The organism is Micromonospora chalcea (assembly GCF_002926165.1).
Lineage (GTDB): Bacteria > Actinomycetota > Actinomycetes > Mycobacteriales > Micromonosporaceae > Micromonospora > Micromonospora chalcea.
In genome coordinates this window covers 65,045-82,714 of sequence record NZ_MAGP01000075.1, presented here as the reverse complement: position 1 = coordinate 82,714, position 17,670 = coordinate 65,045, and the positions used below count along the sequence as shown (strand labels likewise).

General features: G+C 70.9%; 17 protein-coding genes. 7 read left to right on the top strand and 10 right to left on the bottom strand.

The features are described 5' to 3' along the window. Window positions 1–52 precede the first annotated feature (52 nt). The 3 genes from BAW75_RS08000 to BAW75_RS07990 are packed head-to-tail and all read right to left on the bottom strand — an operon-like array spanning window position 53 to window position 3,200. Window positions 53–892, bottom strand: coding sequence for a sugar phosphate isomerase/epimerase family protein (locus BAW75_RS08000; RefSeq protein WP_104113130.1), 840 nt, complete (start codon window positions 890–892; stop codon window positions 53–55). Further along, entirely contained in the window at window positions 889–2,052 is a 1,164-nt protein-coding gene (locus tag BAW75_RS07995; RefSeq protein ID WP_104113129.1) for a dihydrodipicolinate synthase family protein, read from the bottom strand. Before BAW75_RS07995 ends, BAW75_RS08000 begins: the two co-directional genes overlap by 4 nt. Continuing rightward, on the bottom strand, window positions 2,049–3,200 hold the full coding sequence (locus BAW75_RS07990) for a Gfo/Idh/MocA family protein (RefSeq protein ID WP_043324235.1): 1,152 nt from the start codon (window positions 3,198–3,200) through the stop codon (window positions 2,049–2,051). The genes BAW75_RS07995 and BAW75_RS07990 overlap by 4 nt, the downstream gene beginning before the upstream one ends. A gap of 104 nt (window positions 3,201–3,304) precedes the next feature. Here BAW75_RS07990 and BAW75_RS07985 point away from each other — a divergent pair, with 104 nt between their 5' ends. Beyond that, the gene (locus BAW75_RS07985) at window positions 3,305–4,327 is read left to right on the top strand and encodes a LacI family DNA-binding transcriptional regulator (protein WP_104113128.1); all 1,023 of its coding nucleotides are present in this window, start codon (window positions 3,305–3,307) and stop codon (window positions 4,325–4,327) included. A 39-nt stretch (window positions 4,328–4,366) separates the two neighbouring features. Next, the gene (locus tag BAW75_RS07980; RefSeq protein WP_104113127.1) at window positions 4,367–4,876 is read left to right on the top strand and encodes a pyridoxamine 5'-phosphate oxidase family protein; all 510 of its coding nucleotides are present in this window, start codon (window positions 4,367–4,369) and stop codon (window positions 4,874–4,876) included. Between the two features lie 23 nt (window positions 4,877–4,899). On the opposite strand, the gene BAW75_RS07975 is transcribed toward BAW75_RS07980, so the two are convergent. Further along, a complete protein-coding gene (locus BAW75_RS07975; RefSeq protein ID WP_104113126.1) occupies window positions 4,900–5,520 on the bottom strand; it encodes a class I SAM-dependent methyltransferase in 621 nt (206 codons plus the stop codon). A gap of 72 nt (window positions 5,521–5,592) precedes the next feature. Then, a complete protein-coding gene (locus BAW75_RS07970) occupies window positions 5,593–6,534 on the bottom strand; it encodes a sugar phosphate isomerase/epimerase family protein (protein WP_104113125.1) in 942 nt (313 codons plus the stop codon). A gap of 147 nt (window positions 6,535–6,681) precedes the next feature. Here BAW75_RS07970 and BAW75_RS07965 point away from each other — a divergent pair, with 147 nt between their 5' ends. Then, the gene (locus BAW75_RS07965) at window positions 6,682–7,095 is read left to right on the top strand and encodes an NUDIX hydrolase (protein WP_104113124.1); all 414 of its coding nucleotides are present in this window, start codon (window positions 6,682–6,684) and stop codon (window positions 7,093–7,095) included. Here BAW75_RS07965 and BAW75_RS07960 read toward each other — a convergent pair. After that, entirely contained in the window at window positions 7,092–7,988 is an 897-nt protein-coding gene (locus BAW75_RS07960) for an arginase family protein (protein WP_104113123.1), read from the bottom strand. The two genes, BAW75_RS07965 and BAW75_RS07960, sit on opposite strands and share 4 nt — an antisense overlap. Window positions 7,989–8,010: 22 nt before the next feature. Next, complete coding sequence (locus BAW75_RS07955; protein ID WP_104113122.1) at window positions 8,011–8,742, bottom strand: class I SAM-dependent methyltransferase; 732 nt, start codon at window positions 8,740–8,742, stop codon at window positions 8,011–8,013. A gap of 79 nt (window positions 8,743–8,821) precedes the next feature. On the opposite strand from BAW75_RS07955, the gene BAW75_RS07950 reads away from it, so the two are divergent. After that, window positions 8,822–9,289: a hypothetical protein gene (locus BAW75_RS07950; protein WP_244206037.1), complete on the top strand. Its 468-nt coding sequence runs from the start codon at window positions 8,822–8,824 to the stop codon at window positions 9,287–9,289. Here BAW75_RS07950 and BAW75_RS31970 read toward each other — a convergent pair. The 3 genes from BAW75_RS31970 to BAW75_RS07940 form a co-directional block, all read right to left on the bottom strand. Beyond that, window positions 9,231–9,662 (bottom strand): hypothetical protein, encoded by a 432-nt coding sequence (locus BAW75_RS31970; RefSeq protein ID WP_146074809.1) that lies wholly within the window; start codon window positions 9,660–9,662, stop codon window positions 9,231–9,233. The genes BAW75_RS07950 and BAW75_RS31970 overlap by 59 nt on opposite strands. A gap of 97 nt (window positions 9,663–9,759) precedes the next feature. After that, entirely contained in the window at window positions 9,760–11,445 is a 1,686-nt protein-coding gene (locus tag BAW75_RS07945) for a DUF6119 family protein (RefSeq protein WP_104113121.1), read from the bottom strand. 91 nt (window positions 11,446–11,536) lie between these two features. Beyond that, window positions 11,537–12,109, bottom strand: coding sequence for a DUF4352 domain-containing protein (locus BAW75_RS07940; RefSeq protein ID WP_104113120.1), 573 nt, complete (start codon window positions 12,107–12,109; stop codon window positions 11,537–11,539). Window positions 12,110–12,208: 99 nt separating this feature from the next. Between BAW75_RS07940 and BAW75_RS07935 the strand changes: the two genes are divergently transcribed. The 3 genes from BAW75_RS07935 to BAW75_RS07925 all read left to right on the top strand — a co-directional run bounded on the left by BAW75_RS07935 (window position 12,209) and on the right by BAW75_RS07925 (window position 17,620). Beyond that, the gene (locus BAW75_RS07935; RefSeq protein ID WP_208635205.1) at window positions 12,209–14,110 is read left to right on the top strand and encodes an N-6 DNA methylase; all 1,902 of its coding nucleotides are present in this window, start codon (window positions 12,209–12,211) and stop codon (window positions 14,108–14,110) included. Window positions 14,111–14,321: 211 nt separating this feature from the next. Beyond that, window positions 14,322–16,283: a type I restriction-modification system subunit M gene (locus BAW75_RS07930; protein ID WP_244206036.1), complete on the top strand. Its 1,962-nt coding sequence runs from the start codon at window positions 14,322–14,324 to the stop codon at window positions 16,281–16,283. Continuing rightward, window positions 16,280–17,620, top strand: a complete 1,341-nt coding sequence (locus tag BAW75_RS07925; protein ID WP_104113119.1) for a restriction endonuclease subunit S — start codon at window positions 16,280–16,282, stop codon at window positions 17,618–17,620. Before BAW75_RS07930 ends, BAW75_RS07925 begins: the two co-directional genes overlap by 4 nt. Window positions 17,621–17,670 lie beyond the last annotated feature (50 nt).

Below are 17,670 nucleotides of genomic sequence, written 5' to 3'. Positions count from 1 at the left end.
CCGGGGGACCGGCCACCTGATTTATCCGACAGGCCGGACTCGTGACACTGAGTCAGTCGGTGAGCACGAGATCCACGTACCGGGCGGTCATGGTGGCGAGCACCTGGTCCGGGTCGGTGGCCCACACCTCGGCGTTGAAGATCTCCACCTCGACGTCGCCCGAGTATCCGGCGGCCTCCACCGCGCGGCGCAGCGGCGGGAAGTCGATGTGCCCGTCGCCCATCATGCCGCGCCCCAGCAGCACGTCGGCCGGGAGCGGGGTGAGGAAGTCGCAGATCTGGAAACTCGCGATCCGCGTCCCGGCGCGGGCGATCTGCCGCCACACGTCCGGATCCCACCAGACGTGGAACGTGTCCACCACGACGCCGACCTGCTCTGCCGGGAACGCCTCGGCCACATCGAGGGCCTGCCCGAGCGTGGACAGCACCGCCCGGTCGGCGCAGTACATCGGGTGCAGTGGCTCCAGCGCGAGGCGTACCCCGCGCGCAGCCGCGTACGGGGCCAGCTCGGCCAGCGCGTCGGCGACCCGCTGCCGGGCGCCCGCCAGGTCACGGGAGCCGGGCGGCAGCCCGCCGACGACGAGCACCAGGCAGGCGGCGCGCAGCGCGGCGGCCTCGTCGATCGCGCGCCGGTTGTCCGCCAGGGCCGCGGCCCGTCCGGCGTCGTCGGCGGCGGTGAGGAACCCGCCCCGGCACAGCGACGACACCCGCAGCCCGGCGTCGGTGACGAGCCGCGCCGCGGCCGGTACGCCGATCTCGGCCACCGGCTCGCGCCACAGCCCGATCGCCGGGATGCCGGCGCGCACACAGCCGTCGACCGCCTGCGCCACCGACCAGCGTTGCGTGGTGCGCTGGTTGAGCGACAGCCGGGCCAGCCGGGGATCGGCGCTCATCCGGGCACGCCCGCCACGTCCAGGTACGCGCGCATCCGCTGTGCCGCCAGCTCGGGGTCGAGCAGCAGCCCGGCGGCGTCGGCCAGCCGGAACGCCTCGACCAGGTGCGGGACGCCGCGCCCGCCGTGCAGGCCGCCGACCATGGTGAAGCCGGGCTGCCGCCCGTTGAGCCAGGACAGGAACGCGATGCCGGTCTTGTAGTACGGCGTCGGCGGGGCGAACAGGTGCCGGGACAGCGGCACCGTCGGGTCGAGGATCGCCCGGAACCCGGCCCTGTCGTCCGCGTCGAGCCGGGCCAGCGCGGCCGACGCGGCCGGGGCGATCGCCGCGAACGCGCCGAGCAGCGCGTGGCTGAACAGCTTCCCGTCGCCCTCGATCAGCTCCGGGTAGTGGTAGTCGTCGCCGGTGTAGACCTTCACCGTCGGCGGCAGCAGTTCCCGCAGCCGCACCTCCCGCCCGGTGTCGAGCAGCGACACCTTCACGCCGTCGACCAGGTCGGCGTGGGCGTGCACCAGCGCGGCGAACGTGGCGGTGGCCTCGTCCAGGTCGGTCGAGCCCCAGTAGCCGGACAGCGCCGGGTCGAACATGTCGCCGAGCCAGTGCAGCACCACCGGCGCGCCGGCCTCCCGCAGCACCCGCTCGTAGACGCGCAGGTAGTCCTCCGGGCCGGTGGCGAGCGCGGCGAGGTGCCGGCTGGCCATCAGCACCGGCGTGGCGCCGTACCCCTGCACGACCGCGAGCTGCTCGGCGTACGCGGCGACGACCTCGTCGAGCGTGCGCGGGACGCCGGTGAGCTGGTCGGTGCCCACCCCGGCGACGATGCGCCCGCCGCAGGAGGCGGCCTCGGCGGCGCTGCGCCGGATCAGCTCGCGGGTGGCCGTCCAGTCCAGCCCCATCCCGCGCTGCGCGGTGTCCATCGCCTCGGCCACACCGAGCCCCCACGACCACAGGTCGCGCCGCACCGCGAGCGTCGCGTCCCAGTCCAGGCCCGCCGGACGGCCGGGGGAGTTGTCGGCGTACGGGTCGGCGACGACGTGCGCGGCCGCGTACGCGATCCGGCTGGCCGGCGGCCCGGACGGCCGCTGCCAGGCGGCCGGTTCCCGCAACGTGAGCCGCTCGGTGCCGCCGCCCGGCGCCGGCAGCGTGACGAGCGTGCTCACCGGGGGATCTCCTCGATCTGCACCCGCCGCCCCTCCCGCGCCGAGCGCAGCCCGGCCTCGGCCAGTTGCACGCCGCGCGCGCCGGCCAGGAAGTCCCACGGGAACGGCTCGTCGTCGACGACGTGCCGCAGGAACGCCTCCCACTGCACCTTGAACGCGTTGTCGTGCTCGCCGTTGTCCGGCACGGTCTGCCACTGCGCGCGGAACGGCTCGGTGACCGGCAGGTCCGGGTTCCACACCGGCATCGGGGTGGTGCCCCGGTGCTGGATACGGCAGTCGCGCAGCCCGGCGACAGCGCTGCCGTGCGTGCCGTCGACCTGGAACTCGACCAGCTCGTCGCGGTGCACGCGGACCGCCCAGGAGGAGTTGATCTGCGCGACGATGCCGCCGGCGAGTTCGAAGATGCCGTACGCGGCGTCGTCGGCCGTGGCGCGGTAGTGGCCGCCGTTCTCGTCGACGCGCTCGGGGATGTGCGTGGCGGTGACGGCGGTGACGGCGGTGACCGGGGCGATGATCTGCTCCAGCACGTAGTGCCAGTGCGGGAACATGTCCAGCGTGATGCCGCCGCCGTCCTCGGCGCGGTAGTTCCAGCTCGGACGCTGCGCGGCCTGCCAGTCGCCTTCGAACACCCAGTAGCCGAACTCGCCGCGCACGGACAGGATCCGGCCGAAGAAGCCGCCGTCGACCAGCCGCTTGAGTTTGCGCAGGCCGGGCAGGAACAGCTTGTCCTGTACGACGCCGTTGCGGACGCCCTTCGCGGCGGCGAGCCGGGCCAGCTCCAGCGAGGCGAGGAAGTCCTCGGCGAGCGGCTTCTCGGTGTAGACGTGCTTGCCGGCCTCGATCGCCGCCCGGATCGCCTTCTCCCGCGCGGCGGTCACCTGGGCGTCGAAGTAGATCTGGTGGGCGTCGTCGGCGAGCGCCGCGTCCAGGTCGGTCGTGTACGCCGACAGCCCGTGCCGCTCGGCGATCTCGGCCAGGCGGCCCGCGTCGCGGCCCACGAGCGTCAGCTCGGGCCAGATCCGGCTGCCGTCGCGCGCGGGCACGCCGCCCTGGTCGCGGATGGCCAGCAGGGACCGGACGAGGTGCTGCCGGTAGCCCATCCGCCCGGTGACGCCGTTGAGGATGATCCCGACGGGTGTGCGCTCCACTGTGCCCCTCCCAGCGCTGAATGCGCTTTCAGTAAGCGCTTTCAGGGTGCTACCGTAGCCACGCCGGAACACCGGGTCAAGACGTTCCGCAGGGAGACTCATCGATGCCGCACGTGACGCTGGAAGACGTGGCCAGAGCGGCCGACGTCTCACTGGCCACCGCCTCCCGGGCGCTCAACGGGCGGCGGGTCACCCCGCACCTGCACGACCGCGTCCTGGCCGCCGCCGCGCGGCTCGCGTACACCCCGAACGCCCACGCCCGCGCGCTGGCCGGCGCGTCGCACCGCAGCGTCGGCGTGATCTGCCACGACGTCACCGACCCCTACTTCGCCGCCGTCGCCGGCGGCGTGATGCGGGTCGCCGCCGACAACGACCTGCTGGTCATGCTCGCCAGCACGTTCCGCGACCCGGAACGCGAGATCGCGTACGTGTCGATGCTGCGCGCCGAACGCGCCCCGGCCATCCTGCTCATCGGCTCCGGCTTCGAGGACCCGCGCTGGGACCGCGCGCTGGCCGCCGAGCTGACGCCCTACCTCGACGGCGGCGGCCGGGTCGCCGTGGTCAGCCGGCACCGCAACCTGAAGGTCGACAGCGTCCTGCCGGAGAACCGGGCCGGGGCCGCCGCGCTGGCCCGCGCGCTGCTCGGCCTCGGGCACCGCCGCTTCGCCGTGCTCTCCGGCCCGTCCGAGCTCACCACCGTCGCCGACCGGTTCGGCGGGTTCCGCGACGAGCTGGCCGCCGCCGGCGTGACGCTGTCCCCGGCGGCGGTGGCCGAGGCGGAGTTCACCCGTGACGGCGGCTACCAGGCGATGACCGAGCTGCTCGGCCGTGGCCTCGACGCCACCTGCGTGTTCGCGCTCACCGACGTGATGGCCGTCGGCGCGTACGCGGCGCTGCGCGACCACGGGCTGTCCGTGCCCGGCGACATCTCGGTGGCCGGCTTCGACGACATCCCGATCGTCCGCGACCTCACCCCACCGCTGACCACAGTGGCGCTGCCGCTGCGCCAGCTCGGCGAGAAGGCGATGGAGCTGGCGCTCACCGAGAACCCGGGCCGCCGCCGGCGGATCAGCCGCCTGCCCGCGGAGGTGGTGCTGCGGGCCAGCACTTCGCCGGCCCGCGCCTGAACCCGGCCGGTAGGGTGCCGTCATGATCGAGGACGCCCCGTGCCGCTGACGAACCCGTGGCTGACCGGGCCGGCGCCGACGAGGAAGCTGGACCGGGACCGCTTGGCCGAACGCATCCTCAACCTGCTGTCGTCGCAGAACATGTGCGTGCTCGCCACAGTCGGGCCGGACGGCCCGCTGGCGACGCCGGTGCGCTACTACCCGCTGGGCTTCACGCTGATGTTCACCGCCGCGCCGCGCTCGCCGAAGATGCGCAACATCGCCGCCGACCCGCGCGTGTCGGTCGGCGTCTTCGCGCCGCTGGTCGGGCTGGCCAGCAGCCGCGGCGCGCAGGTGTTCGGCACCGCCCGGGTGCTCGGGCCGGAGCATCCGGACCGGGCCCACCACTGGGCCGCGTTCCGCTGGGAGAGCGAACACGCCGAGCGCGGCCGGTCGCTGTCCGAGCCGCCCGAGGACCCGCTCGTCGTGATCGAGGCCGAGCGGATCGTCTACACCGAACACTGGCTGCGCCGCGAGGGCTACGCCCCACGTCAGCACTGGCGTCGCTGACGCCGCCCGCCGGACCGGTCCCGCTACGGACCGACGGGGGAGCGGGTGGCGCGCAGCAGATTGCCGGCCAGCCGCAGGTCCGCGCCCTCGACCCGGGCCAGCACGTCGATCCGCTCCACCGTGACGTGTGACCACAGCGGCTCCGGGAACGCCGCGCGCAGGGCGTCGGCGTCCAGACCCCAGCCCTGGCCCGCCTCCGGCGACACCGCCAGCACGAACACCGCCCCGCCGGGCGCGGTCAGGCGCGGCAGCAGCGCCAGGTAGTCGCGTACGGCGGCGCCCCGCCGGTCCAGCGAGTGCAGCAGCCCGGAGTCGAACACCGAGTCGTACGGCACCGGCGGCACCGGGATCGCCGTGGCGTCGCACACCTCGAAACGCGCCGGCAGTCCCGCCTGGGCGGCCCGGGCCCGCGCCTGATCGATCGCCACCGCCGAGATGTCGACACCCGTCACGTCGAGACCGCGGCGGGCCAGCGCGAGCGCCAACTCCCCGGTGCCGCAGCCGACGTCGAGCACGCGCGGGCCGCGTACCCCGGTGTCGAGAACCTCGGCGAGCGCCGGCTGCGGACCGCCGATCTCCCACGGCGGCCGTTCGGTGTCCCGGTAGAGGCGGTCGTAGTGGACGTCGTCCGGCTCGTCGGTCATCGCGTACCCCCTCGGTCGGCGCGGCCACCCCGAGCGTGTCACGCCCGGCGGCCGTCCGTGCCCCGCTGCGGGTCAGAACCGCAGGCGGCGCAGGTAGCGGTAGCCGACCTCAGCGGTCCGTTGCGGCGTCACGTCCGGCGTGTCGTTCTCCACGATGTACTCCATCACCTGGTGCCCCCGGAAGATCCGCGCGAAGTCGATCATCCCGGTGCCCAGGTCGGCCATGTCGCCGGTGGCCGGGTCGCGGTCCTTGACGTGGTACTGCAGGACCCGCTGCGGCGCCGAGCGGATCACGTCGAGCGTGAAGCCCTCCGGGTCGGCGACGCCCTCGCCGGAGGTGATGCCGCCGGTGACCGCCCAGTAGATGTCGATCTCCAGGTGCACCAGTCGCGGGTCGAGTTCCTCGGTCAGCACGTCCCACGGCCGCCGGCCGTTGCCGAAGTCGATGGTGAACTCGTGCGCGTGGTTGTGGTATCCGTACCGCAGACCCGCCTTGCGCGCGGCGGCGGCCTCGACGTTCATCTGCTCCGCCCAGCGCTTCCAGTCGTCCTCGCGGTCGGAGTTCAGGTACGGCACCACCATGAACCGCTGGCCCAGCGTACGGGCGTCGGCGATCTTCTGGTCCAGCGCGGCGGCGTCGGCGGCGATGCCGTCGTGGCTGGAGCTGGCCTTGATGCCGATGCCGTCCAGGAAGCGGCGCAGCTCCCGGGCGGTACGGCCGAAGTAGCCGAGCGCCAGCTCGACCCGGGGGTAGCCGATGCGGGCCAGGTGCGCCAGCGTCGGGTCGTAGCCGGGGGAGCCGTTGAGCGCGTCGCGGACCGTCCAGAGCTGAAGGCTGATCAGTTCCTTCGGCACCGGGCGCCGGCCGTGGTGGTGTCCGCCGGCCTGGGCGCCCGTCGCGCCGAGCCCGGCGGCGAGCCCGATCCCGGCGAGCGCCGCCAGGGAGCCGCGCAGCAGGCCACGCCGGTCAAGTGACTGTTGCAGCGCGGCGTGTCCGTCATGTCCGTAGCACATGGTCGCACTCCTTCGTCGCCTGTGCGCTGACGCTACAAAAGCCATGTCGATATGTCTATGGCTTCTGGTGCTCTGAATCGAACTTTCGGTCGATGCCGCGGAAAGTGGGGGCTGCGTGTCGCCGGTGCCGCGTGGCAGGCTCAGGACGTGGCCGCATACGACGTCGCCCTCGTCCTGCTCGTCGACCGGACCGGCGCGATCCTCATGCAGCACCGCGACGGCAACGCGCCGGTGTCTCCGTACCAGTGGAGCCTGCCCGGCGGCAGCATCGAACCCGGCGAGCCACCGGAGCAGGCCGCCCGGCGCGAGCTGCTGGAGGAGACCGGGCTGACCGCCGGGGAGCTGCACCTGCTGTGGAGCGGCCCCCGCCCGCACGAGGACGGCTTTGCCCACACGGTCACCGTGTACGTCTTCCGTGGCACCACCGACGCGCGCCAGGAGGACGTGGTGCTCGGCGAGGGACAGGCGATGGTCTTCGTACCCCGCGACGAGGTGCTCGACCGCGACCTGGCGGTGAGCGCGGCGAAGGTGCTGCCGCTGCACCTCGCGGAGACCGCCTAGCCCTCGGTCAGCGCCCCGGCCAACACACCGGCGAACCGGGGCAGCACCTCGTCGTCCGGCAGATGGTGCGGGTTGATCTCGGTGACCGACAACCCGGCGAACTTCGGGCTCGCCACCAGCTCCGCCAGCGTTGCCGCCGCCTCGTCCAGGCTCAGCCCGGACGACTCCGGCACGTCCGCCAGCGGCGCGTCCACGAAACGCAGCACGTCCACGTCGAAGTGCACCACGAACCCGTCGGCCGCGCCCTCGGCCACCGCCCGGGCCCGGCGCGCCGCCGCCCGCGCGTCGGCGTGCACCTCATCGGCGGGCACGTACGCCAGCCCCAGCTCCGCCACCAGCTCCCGCTCGTGGTCACCCCGGGGCAGCGAATCCCCGTACACCACCACCCGCTGCGGGGACAGCAGCGGCACCACCGGCCCGACGCCCGCCACCTCGGGCAGCGTTCCCGGCAGGCCCAGCATGTGCGCCAGCCCCATCGCATCCAGGTTGCCGTTCGCGCGGGTCACCGGCGTGTAGAGATCCGGGCCGCCGTCCACGTACACCAGCGCGGGCGACATCCCGGCCCGCGCGCACCCGGCGACCAGGCCGACGGTGACTGTGCAGTCGCCGCCGAGCACCAGCGGCACGCGGCCCCGGCCCAGCGCGCCCGCGACCCGGTCGGCCACCGCCGACGCGACGGCGGCCACCGCGCCCGCGTTCTGCCCCCTCGGGTACGCCGGATCGGGCCGCCACCGGAAGCCCGGCACGTCACCGCAGTCCTCGACGTCCGCCCCGTCGCGCAGCAGGTCGAGCAGGCCGGCGGCGCGCAGGGCGGCCGGGGCTCGCTCGACACCCGGGGTGTGCGCGCCGGCGCTCGACGGCGCGCCGACGACAGTCCACTGACGATGATCCATCGCCCCACCCTAACCGCGTGTTTCAGCGCAGCACGAGCAGATCGAGGGCGTCGACGACCGGGCTGTCGACCGTCCTTGCTGCCTCGCGTAGCCGCTGGATGCCGGCGGCGTACTCCGCATCGGTGATGAGCTGAAGCGGCGTGTGCGCCTCCCGGCGCAGGCCGGCCGCCGCCTCCCGCAGCGAGGGTGCGGTGACCTGCGGGACCGCCTCGACCGCCGCGGTGGCGAAGCCGGCGGCGGCGAAGGCGGCCCCGACGTCGGCGATGCTCGGGTACGTGTCCAGCACGCGGACCGCCTCCGGGAAGTAGTCGAACAGCGTGATCGCCTCGTGCCTACCGGCGAACGCGGACCGGATGAGCACCGGGGCACCGGGACGCAGCACCCGGCGCAGCTCGCGTGCCGTCGCGGCCAGGTCGGGCACGTGGTGGATGACCGTGGACAGCCAGGCGCCGTCGACACTGCCGCCGGCCAGAGGGAGGTGCCCGGCGTCGCCTGCGACGAGTGGCGCGAACACACAGCGGGCGCGCATCGCCGCCGACGGCTCGACGGCGACCACCTCGACGCCGGGAAACCAGTCGGTGAACGCGCGTGCCCAGCTACCCGTCCCGGCACCCAGGTCGAGCAGTCGCATCCCGGAGCGCGGGGTGAGATGCCGGGCGACGGCGGCCCGCCAGGCCGTGAGACCGTCGTCGGTGAGGTGCCGGGTCGCGGCGAACGCCTCGGCGTCCGCGTCGTGGTACGCGATGCGGGCCATACCCGACAGCCAACTCCCCGGCGGGCCGCCGAGGCAAGACACTGTGGCGGATCGGGCTCGGCTTCGGAGAGGGGCAGGGGTGCGATATTGGATCCACTTCGAGGCCGAGCTGCCGGCGGACGCCCTCCGCCGGTTCCTGCTGACGGAGTACGGCGTGGCGCCGGAGAGCGTGTACGTCGGTCGGGTCGAGGAACGGGCCGTCGACGATCCCCGGCCGGTGGCGATGCTCATCCCGCCCGACGGGGGCGAGGGCTTCGGCTGGATCCTCACCGGCGATACCGAACTGGCCGCCGCCACCGACCACGGCGAGCGTGATCTCGCGGTCACCTTCGCCCGCGAGTTCGGCGTACGGGCGCTCGTCGACGACGGCGGCATCCACCCCGACTGGTGGGTGCTGGTGAGCGTCGGCGGCAGCAGCGGCCGGGTGCTGACCGACTCCGATGCCGCCGCCGACGGGGACCTGCGGATCGTGCACGCGCTCGAACCGATCAGCGGGGAGCCGCAGCTCGCCGTCGTACCGCCGCCGGACTGGGCCCGCGACTGGTGACCCGGCGGGTCCACCGCCCGGTCGCGTAGCCGCTGCCGCCGGCGCGGCGCTTCGGTCTGACGCCGCGTACGGCGACGACGGGCGCGGAGACGGCCGTCCACGGGACGGGCCGATCTGGGCCGCGCGCCGGATCGGGTTGCGGGGGACGGATGGTGCCGTGTTCCTCGGCGAGCCGGACGGCGTTGTCGAGGAGTTGCCCGGCCGAGGTGAGCCGGCCGTAGTGAGCCGCGGCGAGCGCGAGTGTGACCGCGTCGCCGACGCGCCGGCACGGCGGGCACGCGGTGTGGAAGACGCACTGGCGAAGCGGAAGGGCGCGCTGGTGCAGGGGAGCGGGGAGCAGGCTCAGGGCGTGGCGGAACTCGTCCGGTCGCATCGTTCCTCCTGGGTGGTCGATGGCACGGCGGCAGGCAGGGGTGACCGTCCGGCGGGCGTGCGGTCCGCCGGGCGGTCGGATCCGGAAGGGGTGCCGGTCAGGCGGGTGGGATGGCGACGACCTCGACGTCGACGCCCTCCGTGCGCAGCGTCTTCACCGCCTGGTAGAGCGCGACCTGCGCGAATGTGAACAGCGAGTCCACGGTGACGGTGCGGCCGGCACTCAAAGCGATGGCATAGACCACCGTGCGCGGGCGGAAGTCCTCGGGCAGGTCCGGCCCGCCCGGCTGCGCGCGCACCAGGTCGCGGAACCGGTTACGCGCCTGGTTGTCGTAGCGCAACGCGTCGAACGACGTGACACCCTGCGCGAAGAGGTGACTGAGCGGCGAGCTGCCCGACGCCCGTTTGACGTGGATCAGCTCACCGTTCGGCCCGAGCAGGTCGCACGCCTCGATGCCATGCGGGTGCTGCCCGGTGCGGAGGAGCTTCTTGTCCAGCAGCACCAGGCCCGGACGCTTCTTTGCTGCCTCGCGGTTGTAGCAGTCCTCGTTCGCCAGCTCCTTCGTCCACGGCGGCAACACGACGCTGGGCGGCCGGTTCAGGATGCGAGCCACCTCCTGGCGCAGGAACTCGCGGTGGCGGTCGCCGATCTCGTACCACCGGCCCTCGTGCAGCAGCATGTGGCTGCCGCCGACGGCGACCTCGGCGGTGATCCACCGGGACACCGGCGTCGATGCCATCTCCTCGGTACCGGCGGCGTCGGCGTAGAGCGTCAGCGTGCCATTGCGCAGCCCGGGCCACCGGTCACCGTCGAGGGCGTGGACGGTGTGCGACAGGATGGCCGACAGGTCCAGGTCCGTGGTCAGGATCGGGCCTCGCCCGGATCGGGGCACGCGAACCCGGTACGAAGCGACGTGCTCGACGTCGGCCACCAGGCTGCCCGGCACCGCGATGCCGAGATCCGGAGGGTCGGGCAGGCCCAGCCGCCGGTCGAGAACCTCGATCAGCGCCGGGTGCCGGGAGTCGTTGGGGCGCAGCGGCCGGATCTGCTCGATGAACTCCAGGTCGGCGAGCGGCGACTCCTGCCGGCACACCCGGTCGATCTCCCGCAGATCGGCGAGCAGCCGCTCGGGGGAGACGCCGAGAGGGATGCGCAGCGCGTCGCTGCCCTCGACCCTCACCGCAGCGCCCGCACCCTGGCACGCAGTCAGGTTCGGGTTGTCGACGCGGCCGGACACCTGGCCGACGATCTCCCCCCACTTGTCGATGCCGTACCTCCAGATGGGCTGGCCGCCCGGAACCAGGCTCCGGTCCACCCGGCCGCTGGCACCCACCACCCGGCGGCGAACCTGGCGGATCCCGCTGGGGTGAAGCGTCCGCACGGCGAAGGAGACACCGAACGTCGGGTCTGTCTTCTCCAGCTCGATCATGAAACGGCCCAGGGTGCCGAAGGTCAGGGCGTATGCCCGGTCGTCCACCGCCAGCAGCAGGGCGCCGCCGCCGCTGCTGTAGCCGATGGTCACGTCGGTGCCGACCAGGCCTGACAGGACACCGCACCACTCGGCCCGGTCGCGGGGCGCGCTGCCGTGCACCAGCAGCGCCGGTGCGTCGAGGACCCGGTGCGGGGCGGGCTCGAAGCCGTGCCGCCGCAGGTAGTCCAGGTTGAGCGCGGCGCATAGGCCGTCGTCCGTGGCCGGAACGGTGAGCCGGTAGACAGTCGTCGGGTAGGTGCCGGGCGGCGACTGGCGGTCGCGGCCGTCGTCCGGCTTGTTCGCACTGCGCATGTCGATCTCCTCGCGTAGAGAATCGGGCTGGCGGCGGAGTGGCGCCGGGGGGCGGGGTTCGCGGATCCCGCCCTGGCCGGCGCTGGTCAGGTCAGCTCAGGGAGACGGTCACGCCGCCGGAGAACGGCGAGTCGTGCAGCTCAAGCTTGGCGAGCTTGACGTCCTTCGGGATGTCGAAGACGACCACGCCGGTGACCTGGTTGCCGGGGTTGATGTCGTTGAGGAACGTCTCCGCGTTCTTGTTGGCGTAGATGGCGGCCGAACCGTCGGCGGAGTACTCGGTGCCGTTTGCGGCGTACGCCTTCTGGCTGCTGCCGTCAAACATCTGCGATTCCTTGCCGATGTTCTTCACGTTGAGCGTGACCAGGCAGAACTGGCCCTGCGCCTTGGCGCCGAACGTCGACGAGCCGACCTTGCTGACGCCGCACTTCGCGGACTTGACGGTGAACTCGAACTTGCCGTCACGGGCCGGGTGGCCGATCTTCGCGGTCTTCGGCTTGTCGTCGCTCTTGCCCGTGTCGGCCTTGCCGCCGTCGGTGTCGCCGGCGGCCGCCTCGGTGCCGGTCTCCGCCTTGCTGCCGGTGGTGTCGTCGGTGGTGCCGGCACCGCAGCCCAGGGCGACGAGGGCACCGGCGATCAGGGCGAGCGTGGTGGTCTTGCGCATTGTTTTCCTCCTGCTGTGAACGTGGCGGCGTCAATGAGAGCATCATCTGTGAACGCTGTCAACAAGCATCATGCTTGACAGGTGTGACACACTCCGAACGTGCAGGAGACACCGACAATCACCGCAGCGGAGATCGCCCGGCTCGCCGGTGTCGGCCGGGCCGCCGTCAGCAACTGGCGCAAACGGCACGGGGACTTCCCCGAGCCGGTCGGCGGCAGCGCCACCAGTCCCGAGTTCGACCTCGCCCAGGTCGAGCGCTGGCTGCACGCCCAGGGCAAACTCCCGGAACTCGCCACTGCCGACCGGCTCTGGCGGCACCTCGTCGCAGCCGGTCCCTCACCGGCCGCCGGGCTTGCCGCCGTCGGCGCCCGGCTGCTTACCCGGCAACGCGGCCAACGCCCCACCCGCCCGGCAGACCCGCAGCTGAAGGCGCTGGCGCCGGACATCGACGCGCTCGCCGACGAACTCGGCCCACAGGGCGCCTTCGACGCGCTCTGGCAACGCTTCTCCGCCCCCGGACCGGCTCGCCCGCACGCCACCCCCGACGACATCGCCGACCTGATGGCCGGGCTCGCCGCCGTAGCCGGCGGCTCCGTCCTCGACCTCGCCGCCGGCACCGGCGCCACACTGCGCGCCGCCGTCCGCGCCGGCTGCACCTCCGCGTACGGGCAGGAACTCGACCCCGACCTGGCCCGGCTGGCCGGACTGTGGCTGGCACTACGCGACGTACCGGGCGAGGTGACCACCGGCGACTCGCTGCGCGCCGACGACTACTCCGGACGCACGTTCGACGCGGTCGTCTGCCACCCGCCCTTCGGCGCCAGCAACTGGGGCGACGAGGAACTCGGCCACGACCCGCGCTGGATCGTCGGCACCACCCCACGTACCGAACCGGAACTCGCCTGGGTCCAGCACGCGCTGGCCCACCTGCGACCGGGCGGCCACGCCGTACTCCTGATGCCGCCCGCCGTGGCCGGCCGCCGCCCCGGCCGCCGCATTCGCGCCGAACTGCTGCGCCGCGGCGTGCTGCGCGCCGTCATCGCGCTGCCGCCGGGGGCAGCCGCGCCGCACGGCGTACCCCTGCACCTGTGGGTGCTGCGCCGCCCACCGGCCGACGCGCCCCCACCGGCGCGGACGCTGCTCATCGACGCCGCCACCGGCGATCACACCCGGATCCTCGACACCTGGCGGTTCTTCGCCAACGACGGCGAGATCGACGAGCCCGGCTACGCCCGCGCCGTCCCGGTCATCGAACTGCTCGACGAGGAGATCGACCTCACCCCCGCACGTCGCCAGCCCGCCGTCGTGGGCGAGGCGACAGGCGAACATCTGGTACGCACACGCGAGCGCCTCGCCGCCGTCGTCGCCGACCTACCGACGTTGATGCCGCAGGTCACGCCCGCGGCCGACGAAGCCCAGGGAGAGTTCCTTACGGTCGGCGAGCTGGTCCGGGCCGGCGCGTTGCAGCTCCTCGGGCCGATCCGGGGTGCTTCCGGCGATGACGGTGAGCTTGCCGGTGACGGTCGGCCGGTGCTGACCGTGTCGGACGTGTTGGGCGGCGGTGAGCCCTCGGGGCGCGACGACGGGCGGCTCGGGCAGGAGATCGCCCTGGCCGCCGGGGATGTGGTGGTGCCGATGATCGCGCGGCAGCTCACCGCGCGGGTGGTGACGGCGGAGGGTGCCCTGTTGGGGCGCAACCTGTATCTGCTGCGGCCGAATCCCGCGGCGTTGGATTCGTGGTTCCTTGCGGGCCAACTTCGGACGTCGACGAATGAGCGGCAGGCGTCGAGTCTCTCGGGAACGCTGCGGTTCGACGTACGGCGGGCGCAGGTGCGGCGGGTGTCGCGGGAGGAACAGGAGCGGTACGGGGAGGCGTTCCGACGGTTGCACGCCTTCGAGTCGGCACTGCGGCAGGCGGCGACGCTCGGGGCGGAACTGGTGCAGCTCACCGCCGACGGGCTGGCCCGTGGCGCGGTTTGCCCCGCGGACGGGCCAATATGATTCCCCGGCGGACATTCCTTTCGTCAGATATCCGACGCGGAGGCGGCGCTTCGGTGACAGATGCGGAAGCCTGCGGGCCGGTGGCCCGCCGTGCATCCTCCGCCTGAGACGACACGCTGACGCTCGGTTGATCGTTTCGGCCGAGTGGGCGACTACAACGATGCAGGACGGCAGTGATACTGCTTGTCTTAAGGCAATCGAAAGGAAACTGGTGAGCACCAAGCACCAAGAGTTGGCCAACTTCATCTGGTCCGTGGCCGACCTGCTCCGCGGCGACTACAAGCAGTCCGAGTACGGACGGGTAATCCTGCCGTTGACAGTGTTGCGACGGCTGGACTGCGTGCTGGAGCCGACGAAGGACGCGGTGCTGGCCCGGCACCAGCAGCTCAAGGACGCTGGCGTGCAGAACATGGATCCGGTGCTGCGGAGGGTAGCCGGGCTGCCGTTCTACAACACCAGCAAGCTGTCCTTCAAGACGTCGTTCGGCGACCAGGACCATGCGGCCCTCAACCTGCGTGCCTATATCGGCGGGTTTTCGCCAGGTGCGGTCGACGTGCTGGACAAGTACGGCTTCGATACCCAGATCAGCCGCCTCGCCGAAGCCGGGTTGCTCTACCAGGTGCTCACGAAGTTTGCAGAAGTGGATCTACACCCGGACGTGGTGTCCAACCACCAGATGGGCTACGTCTTCGAGGACTTGATCCGTCGCTTCTCGGAAATCAGCAACGAGACCGCCGGTGAGCACTTCACGCCGCGCGAGGTTATCCGGCTGATGGTCAACCTGCTGCTGGCTCCCGACGAGGACGACCTCGTGACCCCCGGCATTGTCCGGAAGATCTACGACCCGGCCTGCGGCACCGGCGGCATGCTCAGCGTCGCGCAGGAGTACATCGAGGAGCACAACGCCCACGCCACCGTTGAGGTGTACGGGCAGGAACTCAACGGCGAGACGTACGCGATCTGCCGCTCCGACATGATGCTCAAGGGCGGTGACCCGACGAAGATCGCTTTCGGGAACTCCTTCAGCCAGGACGGCCACGAGGATGAGCGTTTCGACTACATGCTCGCCAATCCGCCGTTCGGTGTGGAGTGGAAGAAGGTCGAAACGTTCATCAAGGCCGAGCACGCCCGGGGCTTCGCCGGCCGCTTCGGTGCCGGCCTGCCACGGATCAACGACGGCTCACTGCTGTTCCTCCAGCACATGATCTCGAAGATGAAGCGCCCCGATGACGGCGGCAGCCGGCTGGCGATCGTCTTCAACGGCTCGCCGCTCTTCACCGGTGGTGCCGGATCTGGTGAGTCGGAGATCCGCCGCTGGATCCTGGAGAAGGACCTCCTGGAGGGCATCGTCGCGCTGCCTGACCAGCTCTTCTACAACACCGGCATCTCCACCTACTTCTGGATCCTCACCAACCGGAAGGACCCGGCCCGCGAGGGCAAGGTCGTCTTGCTCGACGGACGCGACTACTGGACGAAGATGCGCAAGAGCCTCGGCGACAAGCGCAAGATGCTCACCGACGAGCACATCGACGACCTGACCCGGGCGTACGTGAACGCGCTGGCCATCGCGGACGACCCGGAGCACCCGCAGCACGCAAACGTGAAGGTCTTCAAGACCACCGATTTCGGATACCAGCGGATCACCGTAGAGCGACCGCTGCGGCTGCGGTTCGAGGTCACGGAGAAGACGGTTGCGCTGCTTGCCGAGGCAAAGGCGGTCCTCAGGTACGCCGAGCGCGAATCGCTGCTGACGGCGGTGAAGTCGCTGATCGGTACGTCGTCAGCGACGCGGGCCGAGTTCGCGATGAAGCTGAACGGGCTGGGCAAGCTGCCGGCGGCGGTGGAGAAGGCGGTGTGGGAGGCGTTCTCCGTCAGTGACCCGGAGGGGGAGATGCAGAGCGACCGCAAGGGCAACCCACTGCCGGACCCGGATCTGCGCGATAACGAGAACGTGCCGCTGAACGAGGACATACACGCTTATCTAAGGCGGGAGGTGCTTCCGCACGTCTCCGGTGCCTGGATTGACGAAAGCAAAACCAAGATTGGCTACGAGATTCCATTCACGCGCCACTTCTTCGTCTACAACCCGCCACGCCCACTCGACGAAATCGACTCTGAGTTGATGGCCCTAGAAACCGAAATCCAGGCTCTGCTTGGCGAGGTGAGGCGGTGACTACCGGCCTTGCAGGCGTGGCGATTCCTGCCAAGTGGGAATGGCGGCCACTGAAGCATGTGACCGAATCAATTGGTCGCGGGACCGCCCCTGACTATGTGGAGGATGGCCAAGTCTGGGCCGTCAGCCAGGCAGCGAACCAAGCCTACGGCTTGGACTGGAGACGAGCTCGGCTGCACGCCGTCGCAGGCGATCCAACACAGTTGAAGGGCATCCTTCGAACAGGCGATGTCCTTCTTAACTCCACTGGCCGTGGAACGCTCGGCCGTGTCGGGTTCTTCTCGGGCACTCCGGATTCTCGCCCGGCTATGGCTGATAGTCACGTTACGCGCCTTCGCGCGCAGCCCCAAATCCTTCATCCTCGATTTGCCTATTATTATCTTCTTTCGGAACCATTTCAGCACTATATTTCTTCGGCTCTTGTTGTCGGAGCGACAAACCAAATCGAACTTGTCTGTGAACGACTCGCCGCCGCGCCGATTCCTGTGCCACCCCTAGAAGAGCAGCGCCGAATCGTGGACTTCCTCGACGCCGAGTTAGCTCGGTTCGTCGCGGTAGTAGAGCGGAGGGTGGCCCAGCGAAGGATTCTCGAGGAGCGTGTCCAAGCAGTCATCTCCGAAGAGTTGATGCCAGGAATCCTGGCGAAGGGTCAGCGGGATGACAACTTCCCCTGGCTCCCGGTGCTCCCTGTATCGCTGCCCCTGGTTCGGCTTGGCTACATAAGCCGTCTCCAGTCGGGGCTTACAGTGAACGGAGCCCGGCAAAGGACCGATGGCGATGTTACCTTGCCGTATCTGCGCGTCGCCAATGTGCAAGCGGGTCGCCTTAGCCTGGATTCTGTCACCGAGGTTACAGTCCCTCGCGGTCTAGCGGAACGCAGCAAGTTGCAGGCCGGCGATGTATTGATGACCGAGGGCGGAGACCTTGACAAACTCGGTCGAGGGGCAGTATGGCGCGGTCAGCTTGTCGACTGCCTCCATCAAAATCATGTCTTCGCAATTCGATGCGATAAGGCGAGACTCGATCCGGAATATCTTGCTTTCGTCACTCGGTCCATTCATGGCCGATGCTATTTCGAAAGCACGGGAGTGAGGACAACAAATCTAGCATCAACAAACAGTAGCAAGATCCTTGACTTCCCTATTCCTTTGCCGACCCTCGTCCGTCAACGCGAAATCGTCGTGGCGTTGAAGGAGAAACTTCGGGTCGTTGAACAAATATGCAGTGCCATCGACCGCCAGGTGTTACTACTTCATCTCCGTCGTCAAGCGCTGGTGGCGGCGGCCGTGACCGGAAGGCTCGACGTGCAAACGGCGGAAGCTTCGGAGTTGGCGTAGGGGGCCGGTGAAGTGAGAAGGATCAACCAAGCCAGGTAGCAACAACGGAC

Excerpts from the sequence above, each read along its gene's own strand:
- BAW75_RS08000 (WP_104113130.1), bottom strand. The coding sequence starts at position 892 with ATGAGCGCCGATCCCCGGCTGGCCCGGCTGTCGCTCAACCAGCGCACC.
- BAW75_RS07985 (WP_104113128.1), top strand. The coding sequence starts at position 3,305 with ATGCCGCACGTGACGCTGGAAGACGTGGCCAGAGCGGCCGACGTCTCA.
- BAW75_RS07975 (WP_104113126.1), bottom strand. The coding sequence starts at position 5,520 with ATGACCGACGAGCCGGACGACGTCCACTACGACCGCCTCTACCGGGAC.
- BAW75_RS07970 (WP_104113125.1), bottom strand. The coding sequence starts at position 6,534 with ATGTGCTACGGACATGACGGACACGCCGCGCTGCAACAGTCACTTGAC.
- BAW75_RS07960 (WP_104113123.1), bottom strand. The coding sequence starts at position 7,988 with ATGGATCATCGTCAGTGGACTGTCGTCGGCGCGCCGTCGAGCGCCGGC.
- BAW75_RS07955 (WP_104113122.1), bottom strand. The coding sequence starts at position 8,742 with ATGGCCCGCATCGCGTACCACGACGCGGACGCCGAGGCGTTCGCCGCG.
- BAW75_RS31970 (WP_146074809.1), bottom strand. The coding sequence starts at position 9,662 with ATGCGACCGGACGAGTTCCGCCACGCCCTGAGCCTGCTCCCCGCTCCC.
- BAW75_RS07945 (WP_104113121.1), bottom strand. The coding sequence starts at position 11,445 with ATGCGCAGTGCGAACAAGCCGGACGACGGCCGCGACCGCCAGTCGCCG.
- BAW75_RS07940 (WP_104113120.1), bottom strand. The coding sequence starts at position 12,109 with ATGCGCAAGACCACCACGCTCGCCCTGATCGCCGGTGCCCTCGTCGCC.